Raw genomic sequence first — 20,034 nt, 5'->3', positions numbered from 1 at the left:
GTTTTTGATGATTTACTTGGTTAGCCACATTTCAACATTCTGTGTATCGGCCCCGCTGTACTGCGCCTGGATCGATGCTTTCACATTGGCCTCATTGGTCGTGTATTCCGAAGTCGGGTATGCCCAGCGCACCGGGATCTGGTTGTTATTGGCATTGGACTGTCCGATATCGAATGTCGGCACGCCCGTCCGGCGATACTGGAAATACGCCTGTTTCCCCGAGTTTTCAAAGAATGCCATGTATTTCTGTTCCAGGATCTTATTGAGTGCAGCTCCCTGAGCGGCAGGATAGGGATTATTTGCGATAAAAGTCGCCACATCCGCGGCAGCAATGTTGTAAAACTTCATTGATTCCTCGATACCAGTTTTATAATAGTTGGCCGCATTTCCTGTTGCCCAGCCACGGTTAATGCCTTCCGCGATCAGGAAGTTAACTTCCGGCGCGCCAAGCTGGATCGCAGGTACACCGGCTGCGGAAGCTTCCCAGAAATCAAAGTTGATCATGGACAAAAGTCCTTTTCCAGCCTGGTCGAGCAATGTAGATTGCAGATCGCCCGTTTTTCCGCCGGCATATTTTGCAAATGTGTCCGCATTATTGGCCAGTGCCTCCGCGGGAAGCGCTACTACCGTCAGGCGAGGGTCGCGGGTATTTTTTGCTATGTTCGCGTAAGTTGCGCCCAGCGTGTTCCTTTTATCATTTTTAACCACTACCCCATTGCTTGGCCACAGTGGATACGTATTGAATGTATTGTAAACGATCTGGAAGTTGTCTGCGTTGGTCAGGATCAACGGGTACTTCGCGGGGTCTGCCAGGATCGCTGCGAACTGCTGCTTGATATTCAGATCGGGCGTATCGCCAGCCCTTTTGCTCAGACTCATCAACGTCCTCAAACGGAACGAGTTGATCAGCTTCTGCCACCTGGAAAGATCACCGTTATAGATAAAATCTCCCGGTAAAGTAGCGCGGTTGGCGATCAGCGCGGGCATTTCGGCATTGGCCTCTTCCAGCCACTGCAATACCTGCACATAAATCTCTTTCTGGCTGTCATATTCCGGCCTGAAATTCTGGTCGCTTACTCCTTGCATCGCCTCGGTCAATGGTACGTCGCCGAACATTTCCGTGGCACGGGCATAAAAATACGCTTTGAAAAACTTGGCCATCGTTTTGTACTGCGCACCCAGCTCACCTGTCTTTTCTGCCACCTGTTCCATCTGGTTTACATTGCGGAGACTCGTATAAGTCACATCGTAAGAACCTGTTGTCCAGCCATATGGTTGCCCCTCATAATAGGCTTCGTTCTGCGTCATATACTGGTTATGACGCTGATCAAGGCTCCATGGGGAGTCGTAGGAATTGAGCAGGATGCCGGAAAAAATCAGGTCGGCCGACGGGTTTGTGATTGCGCCCGGATCTTTTTGCAGCTCGGTAATATCTTCACAGGATGCCAGGCAAACTGCGAGGGAAAGAATTAAATATTTTAGCTTTTTCATTGCACTGATGATTAGAATGTCAGATTGAGATTGGCTCCGAAGCTCTTCACGGAAGGTGTCTGAAAACTCGTGGCGGTTCCGGTAAACTGGTCCAGATCGATGTTGCGGGTATATTTGCCGGTAATGTAAAGCAGGTTTCGGCCTACCAGCGAAATACTCGCCGCCGATGCGAATTTGGTTTTTGCCAATAATTTGGAAGGCAGGTTATAGCTGATCACCACCTCACGCAGCTTCACGTAACTCCGGTTTTTAGCCGCTACATAACCCGACTGATAATAATTGGTAGCCCAGGCCTGCCAGAGTACCGGGACATCATTCGGCGCAAATTCCCGGGTGTCGGAGATAATTTTACCGTCCTGGTCCGTGTTCAGCTGCCCTTTCACGATGCGCTGGCCCTCGGTCATCACGGTGCCTTTGTATCCGGCCACATCCCGGTTATTCCAGTCTTTCAGACGAAACTCATTGGCTGATTCGGGAGCAGTTCCGCTGCCAAACTGTTTGGTATACATATAGTTATCAACTTTCCCACCGAAGCGACCATCGACCTGAAAGCTCAGCATCAGCGATTTGTGTTTGAAAGTATTGTTGATACCCGCGGTAAACTTGTTGTCGTAGTGACCGATTTTGGTGTTGTATGGATTGTAGGCAGGCATTCCATTTGTACCAACGATCATGTTACCCTGCTCATCGCGCTGAAAATCCTTGATATAATAACCGTCGGCACGGTCACCTACCTTAATATTTCCATTGCGCATTTGGGTGCCGTCGATCCTGTCAAGCCAGCGATGGTTGGTCGACCAGTTGGCTGCAACATTCCACGAAAAATCCTCGGTTTTAATCGCAGTCCCCTCGACAGTCAGCTCGGCGCCTTTTCTGACGTAGGTATATGCATTCTGCTGGATACCTGAAACACCGGAAGTGATCGAAGTCGGCACATTCACGATACCGGGGCCTTCTACATTGCGGAAAATTGCCGCGTCGAAAGCCAGCCTGTTTCGGAAAAAGCGTACTTCAAGACCCAGTTCAAGGGTTTTCACCCGAGCCGCTTCCAGGTTGTCGCTATACAAAGTACCCGTGTAGCTCACGCCAGTGTAAGAATTATTCCAGCGGCCTGAATTGGAGTAGGTAGGCAAAAGACTGTAAATCGCATACTGATCATTTTCATTCACAAAATCACTCGCCACGTTCGCATAAGAACCTCTCACTTTCACGAATGAAATCTTCTCCGGAAAAGAAATCACTTCCGACAAAACCGTACTCAGCGAAGCCGAAGGATAGAAATAAGTGTTGTTCTTTTTAGGCATTGTACTCGATTTGTCTACACGGCCCGTCAGGTTCAGAAAGAGGAAATCCTTGTAATCCATATCCACAAAACCGTACACACTTCCTACCTGGCGTTTTGCGTAATCATTGCTGGAAGTAGCTGGCTGCACCGAGTTCGACAATGCATATACGCCCGGCACAATAAGCCCCCTCGTCGTGGTTCCTGTCAGCGAAGTCACTTTCACCGACCGCAGGTTTCCGTAAAGTGACGCGCTCAGGCCGAAGTCCTGCGTAAGTCGCTTGTCGTATTTCAAAGAAGCCTCCGTGTTGTTTTCGAAGAATGTATCGTACGTTTCCGAGTAGCCGCCTGCCTGGTTCGGGAAACCGAAATTGTACAGGTTGGAAGAGATCGGGGCGCGCGTGCTGCGGTTTCTGTTCCAGGTACTTACATTCGAACGGAGGTTAAAAGTCAGCTTATCAGTGAGCTTGTAATTCATTTGCAGAAAACCATAGGTATCGTTCTTATAATAGGTTTTCAACGCCTCGTAAGCCGTCATCCACGGGTTATCGTAAATGGTATATTCACGGTTAAACTGCTGGGCATGCTCCTTTCCGGGCTGCCAGTAGTTGCGCATATCGTTCACATCATAATCCACTCCTCCCCATACCGTGAAAATGTAGATCGGACTGGCCGGACCATAATCGAGTGTAGGATAATTGGGCGAATATTGGCGGTTATAGTTGATGCTGGCGTCAAAGCGCAGCTTGCTGCCCGCATTGATCCCGCCCGAAATGTTGACGGTCGTTCCGCCCAGCTTGGTATTCGGCACCTGTCCGCGCTGGAACATTTGCGAGACGGAAAGGCGGAAATCACCGAAGTCGCTTTTGTTGGAAATTGCGATGTTATTGGTGCTCAAAAGGCCGTTACGAAGGAAGTTAGTGAAGTTGTCTTTTCCCCTTGCAAGCCAGGGAAGCGGTACGAGTTTGCCCGTTTCCGGGTCCGTTGGGCTGTTGTATTGGGTAATTGGCTGCCCCTCGAAACGCGGCCCCCAGATATTGTAATCATTATCGTTGATCCCGCCCCCGCGACCGTCGACAAAGGAGTACTGAAAATTACTTCCCGGGCCATATTCGGTCTGATATTTGGGGATCGCATTGAATCCCGCCTGCAACTGCGTGCTGGAATTGAAATCAACCTGAAAGCCCTTTTTGTTGCCAGATCCTTTTTTGGTGGTAATGATAATCGCACCATTCTGCCCCCGATTTCCGTAGAGTGCCGCCGCACTGGCGCCTTTTAATACAGAATACGTTTCGATATCGTCCGGGCTCAGGTTCCACGAATCGGTACTGACAGGCACACCATCCACCACATACAAAACGCCGCTGCGGCCCCGGAGTGTCACTTGCGGATTAGAAAAAAGATCGGTGCTCTGGGCAATGGTAAGCCCCGCCACTTTTCCGGTCAGCGAGGCAATCGCGTTCGGTTCGCGCGCTTTCACCATCGTTTCACCTTTGACTTCCTGCACGGCATAACCGACAGCTTTTTTCTCCTTCCTGATGCCTAATGCAGTCACCACCACTTCATTGAGCTGTCTTGGATCTGCGCTCAGCGCAACGTCGATGACCGTGCGATTGCCGGCCTGTACTTCCTGGCTCATAAATCCCAGAAATGAAAAGATCAGCACATCGCTGGTATTCTGCACTTCCAGCGAGTAGTTCCCGAATGCATCGGTGATCGCCCCTTTGGAAGAACCTTTGATCATGACGTTCACTCCCGGCAGCGGTGTGTTGCTGGAAGCGTCGACTACTTTACCGGAAATTTTTTCTACTGCCGGTTCGGTAACAGCTATTAAATGCGCCCTGGAAGGCATCGCGCCCACCGGAACGCCGCATGCTGCTATCAGGAAGAGGCAGGCCGACAACATACCTTTTGTCCGCCCGGGGCGATGAAGGGAGTAAACCTTGTTTTTCATAGATTAGGATGATTGGAGATTACCATCCTACTATCAAAAAGCCAGCCAAGTTACATTCAACTGAAAATCAGTACATTAACTAAAATATAGTGTCATTTTTTGATGAAACGGGTTCGTTTTGATGATATTTCGTCAAAAGCCGCACCATCCTTTCATTATCTTAACATTCAGATAATGCTGCCAATCCGAAATTTTTGAAACAATTCATCAACAAAGCCGAATAATGCAAATATATTTTTTGCAAACTGAACCAAAAGCAAAACAAATGCCCGGTCGCAGGTACGAACCGGGCATCTTGGTTGAGGAAGACTGATGATTAATCATCAAACTCTTTCGGCCGCCGGATCTGTAATTTCCTGATGCGAGATTGCAATGTGCGCTCGTTGATCTGCAGTAACCTGGCCGCCCCCTGGTCGCCCGTCACGCGCCAGTTTGTTTGCTGCAGGGCACGTATAATATGGAGCCGCTCATTTTCTTCCAGCGAATTCAGCGCTCCGTTTTCAGCACCGCCCGTTACCGGCATGTTGCCCAGCTCCTCCGGCGGGACTTTGAACTTATCGGTTTTACTCATGATCACACCTCTTTCCACCACATTTTCAAGCTCCCGGATATTGCCCGGCCAGTGATGCGTTTGCAAAAGCTGGTATGTTTTCTTGGAGATCCGCCTGATCACCTTTCCGTTCTTCAAGGCATATTTTCTCACAAAATGCCTGACAAGCAGCGGAATATCTTCTTTCCGTTCGCGCAGCGGCGGGGTATGAATGGGGAACACGTTGAGCCGATAAAAAAGATCTGCGCGAAATTTGCCTTGCTGCACTGCCGCATTGAGGTCCACGTGGGTAGCAGCGATAATGCGGACATCCACTTTGGTGGTCCTGGTCGCACCGATGCGATCGAATTCCCCTTCCTGCAATACACGAAGCAATTTGGCCTGCAATTCGAGCGGAAAATCACCTATCTCGTCCAGAAAGATAGTCCCCTGGTGCGCCAGTTCAAACCGGCCGGGCCGGGCCGAGGTTGCCCCGGTGAATGCACCTTTTTCGTGCCCGAACAGCTCGCTTTCAATGAGTTGAGCAGGAAGCGCGGCGCAGTTGATTTTGATAAATGGCTTTTGCCGCCGGTTACTGATCCGGTGTACAGCCCTGGCCAGCAACTCTTTACCTGTCCCTGTCTCGCCGGTGATCAGCACCGTCGCCTCGGTAGCTGCCACGCGGGCAGTACGCTGCAGCACTTCCTGGAAAACCGGGCTTTTGCTTACGATATCATCGAAATTGAAGGAATCGTTGACTTCTTGACGCAGCAGCTGATTTTCTTCTTCCAGTAAGGTTGTCAGTGCCTCAACTTCATGCAGCGCGCGGCTCAGTTCTTCATTCGTTTTTTGTAAGTGTACGATCAACCCCGCATTTTCCTGCTGCAGCGTGCGGATCTTCAAAGCTCTTTCGAACGCCCGCGTCAGATCTTCCTCCGCCCAGGGCTTTTGAAAAAAATGAAAGATCTTGCCGTGGTTCACAGCCTGGATAATCGTTTCGAGATCGCCGTAGCCGGTGAGCAGGATGCGGGCTGGCTCGGGGTTCAGGCCGTAAATGTGCTCGAAAAACTGCACACCCGACATGCCTGGCATACGCTGGTCGGCTACTACCAGATCGATGTCGTTTTCCACAAAAATCCTGATCCCCTCCTCGGCGGAAAGGGCTGTCAGTATATTGTACTCCCAGGAAAACGTGGCGGCGAAAAATCGGAGGTTGACCTCTTCATCATCGACGTACAAGATCGTATAAGGCTTTTGCTCCATTCTTTTTGTTAATAAATATTAAACATAGGAACTTGCCCGCCAATTCCGGTTATGCTATTGTTAAGTTTGTGGGCAGCCGGATAAAAAAAGTGGTCCCAACACCCGGCTCGCTCTCCACTTGCAGTGTTCCCAGGTGCTTTTGAATAATCCCGTAGGTAATAGAAAGACCAAGCCCAGTACCTTCTCCTACCTGTTTTGTGGTAAAAAACGGATCGAATATCTTGGCAATGATATGCTGGTCTATGCCAGTCCCATTGTCGCTGATCATAATTTCCACTGTTTCACCTTTCTGAATGGTTTTCAGTTGAATGAGACCGGAGTCGCGATCGGCTTGCGCTTCGATCGCTTGTACAGCATTCGTAAACAAATTCATAAAAGCCTGGTTCAAAGGACCGGGGTAGCAGGCCATTTCAGGAACATTGCTATCGTAGGATTTGACAAGTTCTATTCCTGTCTGCTTCAATTTAAAATGCAACAGTACCAGTGTTGAATCCAGACAGTTATGCACGTGCGCCATCGTCCGCTCCGACTCGTCGGTGCGCGCAAAATTCCTCAATCCACTCACAATATCGGCAGTCCGTTTTGCGCCCAGGCGTATCCCGGTGATAAATTCGGCTAAACTCTCCTTCACTTTCTCATAGCGGTTCTGCTGCTTCGTCTTTTCAATGACGGTTCGTTGCTCCGCTACTTTTTCATCCGGCAAATCCGCTGCGATTTCCAGCTCCTTTACCACATTCAGCAGCGCCTTCATATTCTTTTCCAGACCATTGATTCCCGTAAAAATAAAATTGACAGGGTTGTTGATCTCGTGCGCAATGCCCGCAGTCAACAAGCCGAGCGAGGCCATTTTTTCGGAATGGATCAGCTTGTCCTGGGTCAGTTTAAGGTCGGACAATGCATGCTCAAGCTCCCTATTTTTTTGGATAAGTGCCTCATTTAACAGCTGTTTGGAGCGGCTCGTCTGGATTACCACTACAATGATTGCAACGATGCCGATCACGATAAGGCCTAGCAGGTACAATGAAAATGTTTGTGTTTTTATTTGCACGATCTGCTGTTCCAGAACCGCATTTTGTTCACCGATCCTGGTGCGCTGCATATCAATCAGATTGTCTCCTTTTGCAAGCTCGGCAGCTTGCTGGGCGAGCCGTTCTTCATAATAATTCAAAAAATACACGAGCTTTCCCACTTTGTCAGCGGCCTGTTGTACCGAAACAAAATCAGCCGCCGTCGCATCAACGAAACGCGCCGGATCCACGGCGCCCCAGTTTTCCTGAATATGCCGCCACACCGCAGGGTCATCTTGGTGCAGGTTCAAAAAGAGTGTACGAAGTTCCTGCCGGAGCTGCTGCGGCAGGTTGCGCCGGATGACCACCGGGCTTTGGGTGATCGGCTCGGATTTCCAGACAATCCTGACAGCGCCTTTCTTCACTTTGCCGGTCGACTCGTAGTTGATCAGATCGTCGATGGAAACAAAGGCTGCACCGGCCCGTTTCTGGATTACTGAATTAATTGCCTCCAAATGCCCCCCTGAAAAATGAATACTTTCAAACTGCGCTTCCGGGTAAAGGACACCCATCGTCGCCAGCTGCATCCGCGGCACAATGTGCCCCGATGTGGATGCCACGTATGCAAAGTCGAGACTCGTTTTCTCTGATGCGTCGATCACCTGCTGCAAACTTCTGTACGGGCTCGACGGCCTGACGATCAGGCAGCTGCGGTAACTCTTCGCTTTGCCGCTGCTATCCCCCAAAATCATAAAAGGCTCGATATTCGTAATCCTGTCGCTTTTGGCGAAAACATATTGAAAGGTATTCATCAATGCCAGATCCACTTTGCCGTCCCGCAGCAAGGCGTGCATGCGTTTGGTCGACGGAATATTTTCGTATTTGACCGGTATGTTCAGCCGGGACGAGATATAATTGCAAAGTACCAGTGTCCTTTTTTCGTCGAAATAGGAAGAACCGGTAATTTTAAGCGTATCGCGCTGTGCGCTTGCGGAGAAGGCAAAGATCAGTAGACAAAATACGAGTACCGGCGTCGGTTTAGCCATTGTTTGCTGCTAGCATTTAAGGTTCGGGCCATGCAATTTAAGTAAGTCCTCCAAAATGAATATTAAACATAACATTACCTTCATATTGCTGTTCGATCAATTTGCGTGATTTGAAAGTTACTGACATATTTTGAATACAAACTTCCTGGTTATGAATGCCCGCCAGAAAAGACGTTACGAACGCAGGTTAATCAAGGTTTCGATCGCACTCGGCTCTATATTGACAGTCTGGGCCATTGTTGTCGGCATTTTGGGAGATTCGAAATCAATCATTTTCGATGCATTGTTTTCAATGGTCGGGATCAGCTTGTCGGGCGTGTCGCTTCTTGTAAATAACTTCATCCGCAAGCCGGACGATGAAAATCTGCCTTTCGGCCGGGCGCAGTTTCAGCCGTTTGCGATCACGCTGCAATCGTCGGTAATTATTTTCCTGTGCCTCTACTCGCTGGCCACTTCGATTATTGATATCATCAATGGCGGTAAGGTCGTGGAGCTGGGGATCGCACTGCCCTACCTGATCGCCTCCATTATCGTCTGTTTCGGCCTTTGGCTGTATTTCCAGAAGAAGGCGAAATTGTTACAGTCCGAATATATCAGGATCGAAGCGTCAGAATGGCAGCTGGATGCATTGCTGAGCCTGGGCGTTTTGTGCGGCCTTTCCCTGGGATATTTTTTCAAATCCACCTCACTGGCTTACCTGATCCCGTACCTCGACCCTGCCATGGTGGCGATTATTTCTGTGGCTTTTCTGCGCGTACCAACGCGGACATTTCGGAAAAACCTGAGGGAGTTACTTCAATTCGCACCGGACGACGATGTTGAAAATCAGATCCACGAAGTTGTAGAGGCTATTTCAGCTTCCCAGCGCTTCCTCGACGCATTTGTCAGAGTTACCAAAACCGGCAACAGCTATACCGTTGAAATAGACTTTCTGCTACCTCAGGAACTTGCACATACACCCGTATCGAAACTGGACGAAATAAGACAGCAGGTCCATGACCAGATCTCCGGCAACTATGAAATGTGGCTGACAATATCGTTTACCACGAAAAGGAAATGGATTATTTGAATGGCTGTTGATCAGAGAACGTGCGCGTTGGATGCTCAACGAAAGAAAATACCTCAGGGTAAGACCTTACTATTTATGTAAAGATGCAATGGGGTCAATTGTGTAATATTTACAAATAAAAATGGCGCTCAAACCAGGTATTATCGGAGAATAAATTGACTACATCATTTATTTAATGGAATAATAAAACACAACCGATTGAAGATTAAACAGCTAAATTACCGTTAATTAAATCATGCTTTAATTCTACAATTTTCAAAAAATAAAATATATAGGTTTGCCAACACTATAAATCGGAATTATCCCGATAAAGTCAAAACACCCCAATTCAGAGTCATCTGTTTCTTGAAAGTCTTCCGCCTTTTGGAGAAAGCATAATTGCAAATCATTGTTGATATACCTTCGTTCTACGGCATATCAACCTATCAAACTCAACAGAAATTTATAAAAATCTCTTTAACGCCATAAAAAATGGTGATGGGTTTTCTATTGTATTTAATCGATGTGTTTATGAGAAATAATTATACGGAAAAGATTACATTAATCATCAATTTTAAATCCAAAATATCAACATTAGTACATCATTTCAGTAAGGTATTTTGGTTTCTTACAATCTTCTACGGGTTCAATTCATTTGCACAAAATGTAACCTATCAAACCTTACATACTGGTGCCACTTTTGATAATCGGTTGATTAATCAAAACTTACCTGTCGGAAGTATTCCGGGGAGTGCAAATGTTGCATTGGGAGGTGCCGCTTATTCAATAGCAGTGGCAGTACCGCCCGGGACCAATGGAATTGCCCCGGCTGTCTCGGTGAACTACTATTCTTTGGGAGGAAACGGCCCTTTGGGGCAGGGTTGGGCAATCGGCGGCCTCTCTGAAATCACCCGGAGCACCCGAAATATGTATTTTGACAATGAAGCAAACCCTGTCGTCATGACAAACAGCGACAGGTTTGTTTTGGACGGTTCGAGGCTGATCGCCAAAGCAGGTAACTACGGGGATCCAAATACAACATACGGAACTGAAAGTGAAAACTTTGCGACCATCACTTCCAAAAGTACGCAGGGAGGTGGGCCTCAGTGGTTTGAAGTACTGACCAAAGATGGTATCAGGATGGAGTACGGAAATTCCCCGGATTCAAGGCTTACCGGCCAAAATGCGACTGTTCTTACCTGGGCGTTGTCCCGTATTGTATATCCTGATGGAAATTATATCTCCCTCAAATACAAAGCGCTAAGCTTCTGCTTGCTTATTGAAGAAATCAATTACACCGGTAATGCTGCGCAATCAGTAGACCCTTATAATCAGGTCAGATTTGACTACAAGATCCGAACCATTGATGAAAACGCGGGTTTTGAACATAATACGCGTGTTGAAAGTAAATATTTGCTGGATAAAGTTACGACCAAAACCAGCGGGGTGACTGTCAGGGCCTATCAGTTCAACTACGGTCACGATAACATCAATTCCTATCTGAAAGAGGTCATTGAATCAGGTGCCGACGGTACCGCCTTAAATGCAACTATTTTTAAATATGGGGATCCGCCGGCTGAATTTAGTACGGTTACCACAGATGGGTACGACCATCCATCCGCGACTACAATTACAGGTGATTTTAACGCCGATGGGTTAATTGATTTCCTCGAAGCCAGCCTGATCCAGAACCCTCCCGTATACAGGATGGTCGTTTACAATAAGTATCCCGCATACGATGCAAAACCAAACGATTTTTATGTAGGCAATGTGACAGATGTGCCTACCACCTATTCTGTTGTCAAGAAGCAAAGTATCCCCAATTCCTTTAATTTTCTCGCCTACGACTTCACTGGCGATGGGGCGGATGATGTGCTGATGACCAATATCGCAGGAGCGGGACAAAACCGAACGCTTACCAGTCTCCGTATTTATCGCACCGTCCAAAACTATGACTGGCAGACCAATGGACAGTTTGCAGTCCAGTTCGATCCGCTCACCATATCCCCTTATACAGGCTACTCTAAAATCCACCCAAGTGGACATTTCATTTTTCCTGGGGATTATGATGGGGACGGTATTCAGGATATCCTTACGATGCTTGGAAGTAACGCCGTCAATTACAATTGCCATTTGTACAATGGCAAAGTCCAGCCTGATTTTGGGTCAATCGTTATTTCAGGGACACACCTCTTTGAGACAACCGACTGGGTCACAGCTGACAAAGTGCATATCGTCGATTTTAACGGGGATGGCAAAAGCGATATCATGCTGATCAAAGGCACGAATTGTGAAATTTTCACTTTTGATGGGTGGACTGCGCGTCGTATCCACTACTCTACCAGTTATTTAAACAAAGACCACCTCAGCTATTTTGGCGATTTCAATGGCGACAGAAAGACAGACATTCTTGCCAAATTAACAACCTCCGGGGCATGGAAGGTTGTGATCTCTAATGGGGTTGGGTTCTATGAATCCCCTTTTACTTTTAATACAACACCTGATACCGATCTTTTTCTGGGGGACCAGCTGGGTATTGCCGACTTGAACGGGGATGGCAAATCGGATATCTACCATGGCTGGCAACCGATTGCCGTAGAGACAGCGAATTTCGATGTTTACTACGGAAAAGGGTACTCTAACGCAGGTGCCGCTTTTCACCGTATCAGTAGCACTTATATAGTAGAATTAGGCGCGCCACCTCCCATGATCGGCGACTTCAATGGAGACCGTAGGGCGGATGTTATTAATTTTAAAAATATAGCGCAGCCCATGGATGTTTTCAACTTCAAGAAAGAAGGACGGGAAAACATGCTGGAAAAAGTGAAGAATGGGTACAACCATGTCACTGAATGGAATTACAAAAAGCTGACGGATGAAAATGGCTTTCATCTACGCGGCAATCTCACCGCCTATCCCTTCAATGCAATACAACCCGCGCTGTACGCCGTTTCCGATTTTAAATTGCAGAATGGGATCGGCGGCTATACTACCACTCAATATTCATATGAAGGCACTAAACTGCACCGGGCGGGAAAGGGATTTCTGGGGTTTGGCAAGATCACAGCAAACAACCTGGCGACAGGGTTCAGGACGGTTGTTGAAAATGAATTCAATACGACTTATTACACCGCAATACCTTACCGGACTTCCACCTACCTGGCGTCCACCAATGCATTGCTCAGCCAGACTACCAATACCAATGTGCTGGTTTCTCCCGCAGCAAAACGCTTCTGGGTCAAGACCACCAATATCCTGGATAACAATGCATTCGAGGGACGGACGACCACTACGGTAAATATTTATGATAATTTCGGTAACGTCACAAAAAGCACGGTCAACAGTGGGGTTGAAACGATCGTAACGGATGCCGTTTACGGGGCTTATCCGGCGGGGGTTTTGAACAAGCCCACTTCCGTAACCGTCTCAAACACCCGGACAGGCCAGCCTGCACACACGGTTTCAACGGGTTATGGCTATAACCCGATCGGTCAGCTTACTTCGAAAACCGATTTTGCGGGACTTCCGAAAAGTGTAGCCACCATATACGAATATTATCCGCTGGGAAACCTGAAAAAGGCGACGGTTAGCCCGTCTGCTCTTCCTGCCCGGGCTACTTCTTCCGTTTACGATTCCAAAGGCCGCTATCCGGAAACCACGACGAATGAGCTCGGTCAAACCGCCTCGGCAACTTTTGATCCCAAATGGGGAAAGCCGCTGACCTTGACCGGAGTGGATGGTTTGGTAACGACGATTGAGTACGACGCTTTTGGCCGCGAGAAGAAAACCATATTGCCCGAAGGTTATTCGGTGACCCAGAACTACGGTTGGGACGTTTCAGGTAATTCGGTCTGGTATTTGAACACAAGTCATCCCGGCAAACCGGATGTAAAAACGTGGTATGACCTCGTCGCAAGGGAAATTAAAACCGAAAAAGAGGGTTTCCAGGCACAGGCGGTCACCCAGGTCAAAACCTACGATGCCCGGGGCAATATCTCTACCTCAACCGATCCGTACAAATCTGGCGAACCGATACTGACCACCACGACGCAGTACGATGCCTATAACCGGGCTTTCCATATCAGCAACAGCGGTCCCTTTGGCACCACTACCATCGGTTACGCCTACGCGGCAGGCAAGCTGACGACCACCACGACAACTCCATCAGGTGTGTCTTCGAAAACAACCGATGCGAGCGGCCAGGTCGTCAGCGCCACTGACAATGGGGGGACATTGACCTACACTTATTACAGCCACGGAGGTCTTAAGGAAGTAAGTAACGGCACTGTGATTACCAGCAGCCAATATGATGTACACGGCCGGCAAACGTCGCTGACCGATCTGAATGCCGGTACGACCACTTATGACTACAATGCGCTCGGGCAGCTTTCCAGCCAAACCAATGCCAACAATAAAACGCACACGATGCAGTACGACCTGCTGGGCCGGAATACGAACCGTACGGGCCCGGAAGGCACAACAGTCTACGAATATTATCCATCAGGCAGCGGAGCTTCGACCAATCAGCTGAAAAAAGTAACGGGCTTTGCCGGCAACCTGGAAGAGTATAGCTATGATGCCTTGGGAAGGTTGCAGACAGCAAAACAAACTGTCGATGCAACTGTTTACACCACCACCTACGGCTATAACCTTTACGGCGATATGACCTCGGTGTTATATCCTTCCGGCTTTGGCACCAACCATGCCTATGATAACAACGGTTACCCGACCACCATCAAGAACAGCACAAATGCTGTAACACTCTATACCAACAGTGGCATGAACGGGCTGGGGCAAAACACAGCCTATACGTTGGGAAATGGCAAATCGTCGGCCATTCAATACCATTACGGGATACCCAAATTGTTTGCGACCGCTGGCATACAAAACCTGGATCTGACCTGGGACTATCCCAAAGGCAACCTGGATAAGCGAAAGGACCTGATCAAAAACAAAGAGGAAAGTTTTACGTATGATAACCTCAACCGGCTCCTCACGGCGACCGTTTTGGGCAAACCGGCGCAGGTAACTTCCTACTCACCCTCCGGAAACATTACCGCTAAAAGCGATGCCGGGCAGACATTCAAGTATCACCCTGCAAAACTGAATGCGGTGACGGGCATCGTTTCTCCCACGACCGCAATTCCGTTGTTCACCCAGGAAATTACCTACACGGCATTCAACCAGCCCGAAAAAATTCTGGAAGACGCCACGGGCCAGCCTTATGAGCTGACCTACTCCTACGGGGCCGATTACCAGCGGCTGAAAGGGGTAATGAAAAAAAACAATGTGCTGATCAACACGCACTATTACTTTGGCAGTTACGAGAAGGATTTAACGCCAGGCATTGCGGACAAGCACCTGCATTACATCAGTTCTCCGGCGGGGCTGATCGCCATCGTGATCCGCCAGAACAATGCAGACCAATACTACTACACCTATACCGACCACCTCGGCTCCCTGCTGACGACCACCGCTGCCAACGGTACCGTCCTGCTCGACCAGAACTTCGACGCCTGGGGCCGCCTTCGCCATCCAGCCAATTGGGATTATGTGAATGTTCCGGCCCCGACGAGTTACCTGTACCGCGGTTTCACCGGTCATGAACATTTGACGAATTTTAATTTGATCAACATGAACGGCCGGATGTATGATCCGGTGGTGGGGAGGGTGTTGAGTGTGGATAATTATGTGCAGGATGGTTATTCGACGCAGGGGTATAATCGGTATTCATATGTAAATAACAACCCGCTAAAGTATACTGATCCAAGCGGTGAAATCTTCAAAATGGCTTACTTCTCAATGGCTTTTACCGCAGATTTTGCAAGTAATTTGTTGAATGGCGTTAGTCACCCTGGAAAAGTAGCATATAGAAATGCCTCAAATGCTACGAACGCGATGAGCAATTCCCTACAATTTCAAGTTTACAATAATGGAACCAGCTCAGTTTCGGTGGGCGTAGATCCCTTGGGGTTGGGAGTTTCTGCAAGTGTTTATCAAACTCAGGGTAATGTTACAACCGGCGTAAATGTTGGTGTCAACATTTCAGGAACCTTTTCAGTTAATGGGAGTACGTCTATTTCCGCTGGTAACTGGAATTTCAGTGTTGGCGGAGGCGGAGGCAATAATCACTCAGCCTATGGAGGAAGCATAAGTTACAAAGGATATGGGGCAGGTTATTACCAAACGCGGTACGGGGGAGCCACAGGACCAGATGGGATGTCTAATAGTCAGGTTGTAGGAGGTGCCAGCTTATCCCTGGGTAAAGTCTCAATCAGAATTGAAAATGATTTTTTTGCATTCAATCACCAGGATCGCTGGCGCTCCAATGCGTTAGAGATTGGAATCGGAGATTTTGTTGTGGGAACTAGGCTTTACAATAATGATCCAAAAGGCGGAAAGCAAGGAATTAAAAATCTGCCAGACCTTATGGGCAATTTCAACAAGCATGACAACCAGGCTTGGGAAAACGGTCAGACATATAATGCTCCATTTTGGGTTGGTTATCGCTTCGGAAACACTGTGGAAAGAATCGGATATAGCCACCCGATTTTCCAAGACCGGACACAGAATTTCATTCATTTAAGATTTCCACCGGGATATCAGCACTTTTATACGCGATATGATCAATTCAATTATGGTATTTTCATGCAATCAGGTTACTATAATCCTTACTCATTATGGGGGAGATAATAAAATTGAAAGCCATTGTGAAGATATGCTTGTTGCTAACATTTATAAGCTGTCGTCAATCCTTGAAAGCGAGAAGACAATTTTCTCAAACAGGCTATTGCTATACTGCAAACACTAATCTTGAAACGAAATTGCATCACGATGGTTTCTATTCATTTCATGATTCAAGCTATGCATATTCTGGTCATCCCGCCCGTATGACACTAAGTAATTATCGAGAAAATTATGTGTTTTTCGATAACCATCAGTTAGCAATTTTTTCAGATAATGATAAAGACTATTTCGTATGGGGGAGCTATACTATAGCTGGTGACACTATAAAATCACTCACTTTTGCAACTCCACCCAATGTAACCTGGGGGAAGAAGGAAATTTGGTTTAAAATACTAAACCGAAAAGAATTACAACAAATAGGTTTGGTATGGGAAAGAAAAATGACCCATTCAGATCTGGAAAGTTACCAATCCATGAACTCAAAAAAAAAATCTCTCTCTGGACATTTTATTAGATCCGACAATCTTCCAGATCCGGACAAAAGCTGGCTAAAAAAGCGTAAATGGTTTTGGTGCGATAAAAAGGAATATAAAAGATGGAAACAGGATAATTAGAAAATGACTATCAGCATTAAAATCCAAACACCAAATATGATTCATTCAAATATGCAATGATGTTCCAAAGTGGCTTTTACAATCCGTATTCATTATGGGGAAGATGAAGATTTTAAACATTAGCGTTCTAGTTGCGATTCTAATCGTCGGCTGCTGGCGTGACGCTCCAAAAAGGTCGAAGGTACGAGAAACAAATTTCTGTTTTTCACCAAATAGGGACAACTCAAAAATTGTTCAATCTAACGGCGTTTATTCATTTTACCATAAGTCTTCTAATAAATTGGAATCTTCTGAAAGAATACGCACGAGTGATTATAGCGAAAATTTCATATTTTATCCGTCTGGGGAATTATACACATTTCTTAGTACCGACTCATCCTATGGTCTATGGGGTAGTTACTACATTGAAAAAAATATAGTCAAAACTCAATATTTTTCACCTCCAATTACTGTGTCATGGGACAGAGATGAAGTATGGTTTGAATTAATGGAAAATCACAGATTGAAAGTAATTGGTAGAACATGGGATAAGATCTTATCCAAGTCTGACCTGGATAAATATCAGCAAAACAATAGAAACACGGATGCTGTGCTTAGCCAATTTACAAAATACAACACTTTGCCCGATCCAAACAAAAGCTGGTTAAAAAAGCGCAAGTGGTTTTGGTGCGACAAAAAGGAATACCAAGTATGGAAGAGGAATTTGAAATCAACCAGGTAATTGAAGGACCGGGTTGTATCACATTATCGATTAAACAAATTGTAGCGATTGCATATTTTCACAACTATTATGAAACACTTCATTTTGAATGCCGCATTAGACGGTGCAGGGATTCAAGAGAATTATAATGGAGAATTCTTAAATCCAGATGAACTACTGCTCTGTCAAAAAATAGTAGAAGATCTTAAAATGTGGATATCCAGGTATCAAAAGGAAATTTGTAATGAAGACATTGATTACTTGATGGTGTGTGATAATGAAAGAGAAGGCATATGCATCGCTAGAAAATTAAAAAACGAATTGCAACATGTAAGAATAGAATATCTTTCTGATATTTTAATGATAGAAATATATTGAGATTACATAACAATTAGCATTCCCTGCTTTGCACGGATTGTATATTTTGCCAATAAGAAATTAATACTACCACTTAAAAACTCATTATCCAAGATTAGATATTTCATGCTATAATTGGCGAGATATTGTGTCAATATCAATTTAAACAGGGTGAAGATAATTTCTATTTTAAATTGACAATACCGGAAACAATCAATACCATTTACAAACAATATATTTTATATGAGAAACCTTTCATTGATCTTCTTTATTTTGCTCTCCCCATTGAGTAGTCATGCTCAAAACCCGGCCGACTCTGCGGTAATCATTCAAAATCAGCAGCTCTACACTGTTGCAAAGCCCGAGAACCTGAATATCAAAGGACAGATAGACGCTGCCAGACATTACAAAAGATATAAGGGAGCTGCAACGGGAACATTGATAACCAGCTTGGTTTCTCCATTTATTGGTCTCATACCAGCCATTCTATGCTCGTCCACCTATCCAAAGATTGAAAACTTAGGCTACCCTAACGAAGAATTGTTCAGATAACCGGAATACTACAAGGCTTATACTAAAAAGTCGAAGAAAATTAAGCAACGAAAGGTTTGGTCCAATTGGGGTATTGGGCTAGGAGTTAATCTCGTGGTTATTCTGGTTCTGGCAAACTAATCGAAATTCCGATCATTGAACTTATTAAATATGGAAATAGTATGATAATCATTCCGCAAACTTTCAGAGGTATTGCATTTATTGGAATTTTTATGATGATTGCTTCCATTGCATTTACCCGAATGAATTCAAAAGAAAAAACTGAATACATTTCCTTGAAAGGGCAAATCATTTATCTGGATCAAACGATGGGGACGTTGCCAACCAGAGACAAAGGTAGTTATCGCTATTTGATAATCGATTCCTATCAATTTCCCTTTGAAATATACGCAGACAAGCAAGCGAGAATTGTTGATAGCTTAGCTATAGGCGATCATATAACTGTATACTTTTATGAGACTGGCAATACACATTCCGAAAAACTGAATCGATATCTTCAATTTCTTGAAAAAGACGGAATCATATATTTCAAAAGAACAGGATTCCAGAGGACGATGGGTTTTATTATGATTGGTATGTCATTGGGACTGGTTCTTTTCGGATATGCACTATGGAAGACAAATAAAATAGGATATTGAAAATTAATTTACATATGAGAATAGTCAGCTTAATATTTGTATTATGCATTGCGCATTTCGCCCAAGCCCAAATCAACCTCACAATCGATCACAATTGTAAAGACATGACCCTTGGTTTCTCTAACATCGAAGTAATCGGCAACAGAGAAGGCGAGAAACTGTTAGGCTATATTCATAAAGGAATAGGAAATAACAGCAAGCAAATCGTCTTCAACGGAAGTATTGCGGATAGCCTTTCTATGTTTTTCAAAGATAAAAACGGAACCATACCTAGTCAAAAATCATTGGTCTTCATTCTGAATGAGTTGTTCATGAATGTAAATACACGAGACATTCCTGAAAATGGGAAACTTAAATTGTCACTCCGTTTATTCCTTGAAAATGAATCCGGGAGATATTCTGAAGTACTTGCTGTTGACAGTATCTTCACAGTAAAAGGATTTGATGTCACCAAAAAGCTGTTTCGATCGGTAAGTGAGGAATTTTGTTCTATTTCAAAAGCAGCGACTGGAAGGAAGCTCGATGACGATAAGCCCGCATTCACAAAAGATGAGCTAAATTATCTGGATAGTCTGGAAATAAGTCGGATCCCAATTTTTTCAAATCAAATACCAAATCCAGGAATATTTAAAGACTATGCTCACTTTGCGCAGAATAACCCTGACATAGCAGCAAAAATAGTCATTGAGAAATCGAAGAAGGGAAAAATTACAGCCTATCGCTTCTATGGCACCAAAAAGAAAGGAGTACCATTAGAAACTACGGGTCTTTACGCAATCTCGGATGGACTGAATTTGTACAAAGCAACTGCGGCAGGCTTTTTCGAAATCAAAAAGTGTTAACCAGAGACTCTATTATGACCGGCC

The 20,034-nt window shown here is 45.8% G+C and carries 11 protein-coding genes; 7 read left to right on the top strand and 4 right to left on the bottom strand.

The genetic code is table 11. The features are described 5' to 3' along the window. Positions 1-12 precede the first annotated feature (12 nt). The 4 genes from FXO21_RS22230 to FXO21_RS22215 form a co-directional block, all read right to left on the bottom strand. Positions 13-1,491 (bottom strand): SusD/RagB family nutrient-binding outer membrane lipoprotein, encoded by a 1,479-nt coding sequence (locus FXO21_RS22230; protein ID WP_149642138.1) that lies wholly within the window; start codon positions 1,489-1,491, stop codon positions 13-15. A gap of 11 nt (positions 1,492-1,502) precedes the next feature. Then, on the bottom strand, positions 1,503-4,727 hold the full coding sequence (locus FXO21_RS22225; RefSeq protein ID WP_225865802.1) for a SusC/RagA family TonB-linked outer membrane protein: 3,225 nt from the start codon (positions 4,725-4,727) through the stop codon (positions 1,503-1,505). Positions 4,728-5,043: 316 nt separating this feature from the next. Further along, entirely contained in the window at positions 5,044-6,519 is a 1,476-nt protein-coding gene (locus FXO21_RS22220) for a sigma-54-dependent transcriptional regulator (RefSeq protein ID WP_149642137.1), read from the bottom strand. A gap of 49 nt (positions 6,520-6,568) precedes the next feature. Continuing rightward, the gene (locus tag FXO21_RS22215; RefSeq protein ID WP_149642136.1) at positions 6,569-8,572 is read right to left on the bottom strand and encodes a sensor histidine kinase; all 2,004 of its coding nucleotides are present in this window, start codon (positions 8,570-8,572) and stop codon (positions 6,569-6,571) included. A 130-nt stretch (positions 8,573-8,702) separates the two neighbouring features. On the opposite strand from FXO21_RS22215, the gene FXO21_RS22210 reads away from it, so the two are divergent. The 7 genes from FXO21_RS22210 (at position 8,703) to FXO21_RS22180 (ending at position 20,010) form a co-directional block, all read left to right on the top strand. Next, the gene (locus FXO21_RS22210) at positions 8,703-9,641 is read left to right on the top strand and encodes a cation diffusion facilitator family transporter (RefSeq protein WP_225865801.1); all 939 of its coding nucleotides are present in this window, start codon (positions 8,703-8,705) and stop codon (positions 9,639-9,641) included. Between the two features lie 510 nt (positions 9,642-10,151). Then, complete coding sequence (locus FXO21_RS22205) at positions 10,152-16,313, top strand: polymorphic toxin type 23 domain-containing protein (RefSeq protein ID WP_149642135.1); 6,162 nt, start codon at positions 10,152-10,154, stop codon at positions 16,311-16,313. Further along, positions 16,301-16,921 carry a hypothetical protein gene (locus FXO21_RS22200; protein ID WP_149642134.1) on the top strand — a complete coding sequence of 207 codons (621 nt, stop codon included), beginning with the start codon at positions 16,301-16,303 and terminating at the stop codon, positions 16,919-16,921. The genes FXO21_RS22205 and FXO21_RS22200 overlap by 13 nt, the downstream gene beginning before the upstream one ends. A gap of 790 nt (positions 16,922-17,711) precedes the next feature. Continuing rightward, positions 17,712-17,999: a hypothetical protein gene (locus FXO21_RS22195; RefSeq protein WP_149642133.1), complete on the top strand. Its 288-nt coding sequence runs from the start codon at positions 17,712-17,714 to the stop codon at positions 17,997-17,999. A 222-nt stretch (positions 18,000-18,221) separates the two neighbouring features. After that, positions 18,222-18,530 (top strand): hypothetical protein, encoded by a 309-nt coding sequence (locus FXO21_RS22190; protein WP_149642132.1) that lies wholly within the window; start codon positions 18,222-18,224, stop codon positions 18,528-18,530. Between the two features lie 161 nt (positions 18,531-18,691). Beyond that, entirely contained in the window at positions 18,692-19,168 is a 477-nt protein-coding gene (locus FXO21_RS22185) for a hypothetical protein (RefSeq protein ID WP_149642131.1), read from the top strand. Between the two features lie 14 nt (positions 19,169-19,182). After that, entirely contained in the window at positions 19,183-20,010 is an 828-nt protein-coding gene (locus FXO21_RS22180) for a hypothetical protein (protein ID WP_149642130.1), read from the top strand. The last annotated feature ends 24 nt before the right edge of the window (positions 20,011-20,034 follow it).

Source organism: Dyadobacter sp. UC 10 (assembly GCF_008369915.1).
GTDB lineage: Bacteria > Bacteroidota > Bacteroidia > Cytophagales > Spirosomataceae > Dyadobacter.
This window is presented reverse-complemented; position numbering and strand designations above follow the sequence as displayed.

Excerpts from the sequence above, each read along its gene's own strand:
- FXO21_RS22200 (WP_149642134.1), top strand. The coding sequence starts at position 16,301 with ATGGGGGAGATAATAAAATTGAAAGCCATTGTGAAGATATGCTTGTTG.
- FXO21_RS22230 (WP_149642138.1), bottom strand. The coding sequence starts at position 1,491 with ATGAAAAAGCTAAAATATTTAATTCTTTCCCTCGCAGTTTGCCTGGCA.
- FXO21_RS22180 (WP_149642130.1), top strand. The coding sequence starts at position 19,183 with ATGAGAATAGTCAGCTTAATATTTGTATTATGCATTGCGCATTTCGCC.
- FXO21_RS22220 (WP_149642137.1), bottom strand. The coding sequence starts at position 6,519 with ATGGAGCAAAAGCCTTATACGATCTTGTACGTCGATGATGAAGAGGTC.
- FXO21_RS22205 (WP_149642135.1), top strand. The coding sequence starts at position 10,152 with ATGAGAAATAATTATACGGAAAAGATTACATTAATCATCAATTTTAAA.
- FXO21_RS22215 (WP_149642136.1), bottom strand. The coding sequence starts at position 8,572 with ATGGCTAAACCGACGCCGGTACTCGTATTTTGTCTACTGATCTTTGCC.
- FXO21_RS22185 (WP_149642131.1), top strand. The coding sequence starts at position 18,692 with ATGATAATCATTCCGCAAACTTTCAGAGGTATTGCATTTATTGGAATT.
- FXO21_RS22195 (WP_149642133.1), top strand. The coding sequence starts at position 17,712 with ATGAAACACTTCATTTTGAATGCCGCATTAGACGGTGCAGGGATTCAA.
- FXO21_RS22225 (WP_225865802.1), bottom strand. The coding sequence starts at position 4,727 with ATGAAAAACAAGGTTTACTCCCTTCATCGCCCCGGGCGGACAAAAGGT.
- FXO21_RS22190 (WP_149642132.1), top strand. The coding sequence starts at position 18,222 with ATGAGAAACCTTTCATTGATCTTCTTTATTTTGCTCTCCCCATTGAGT.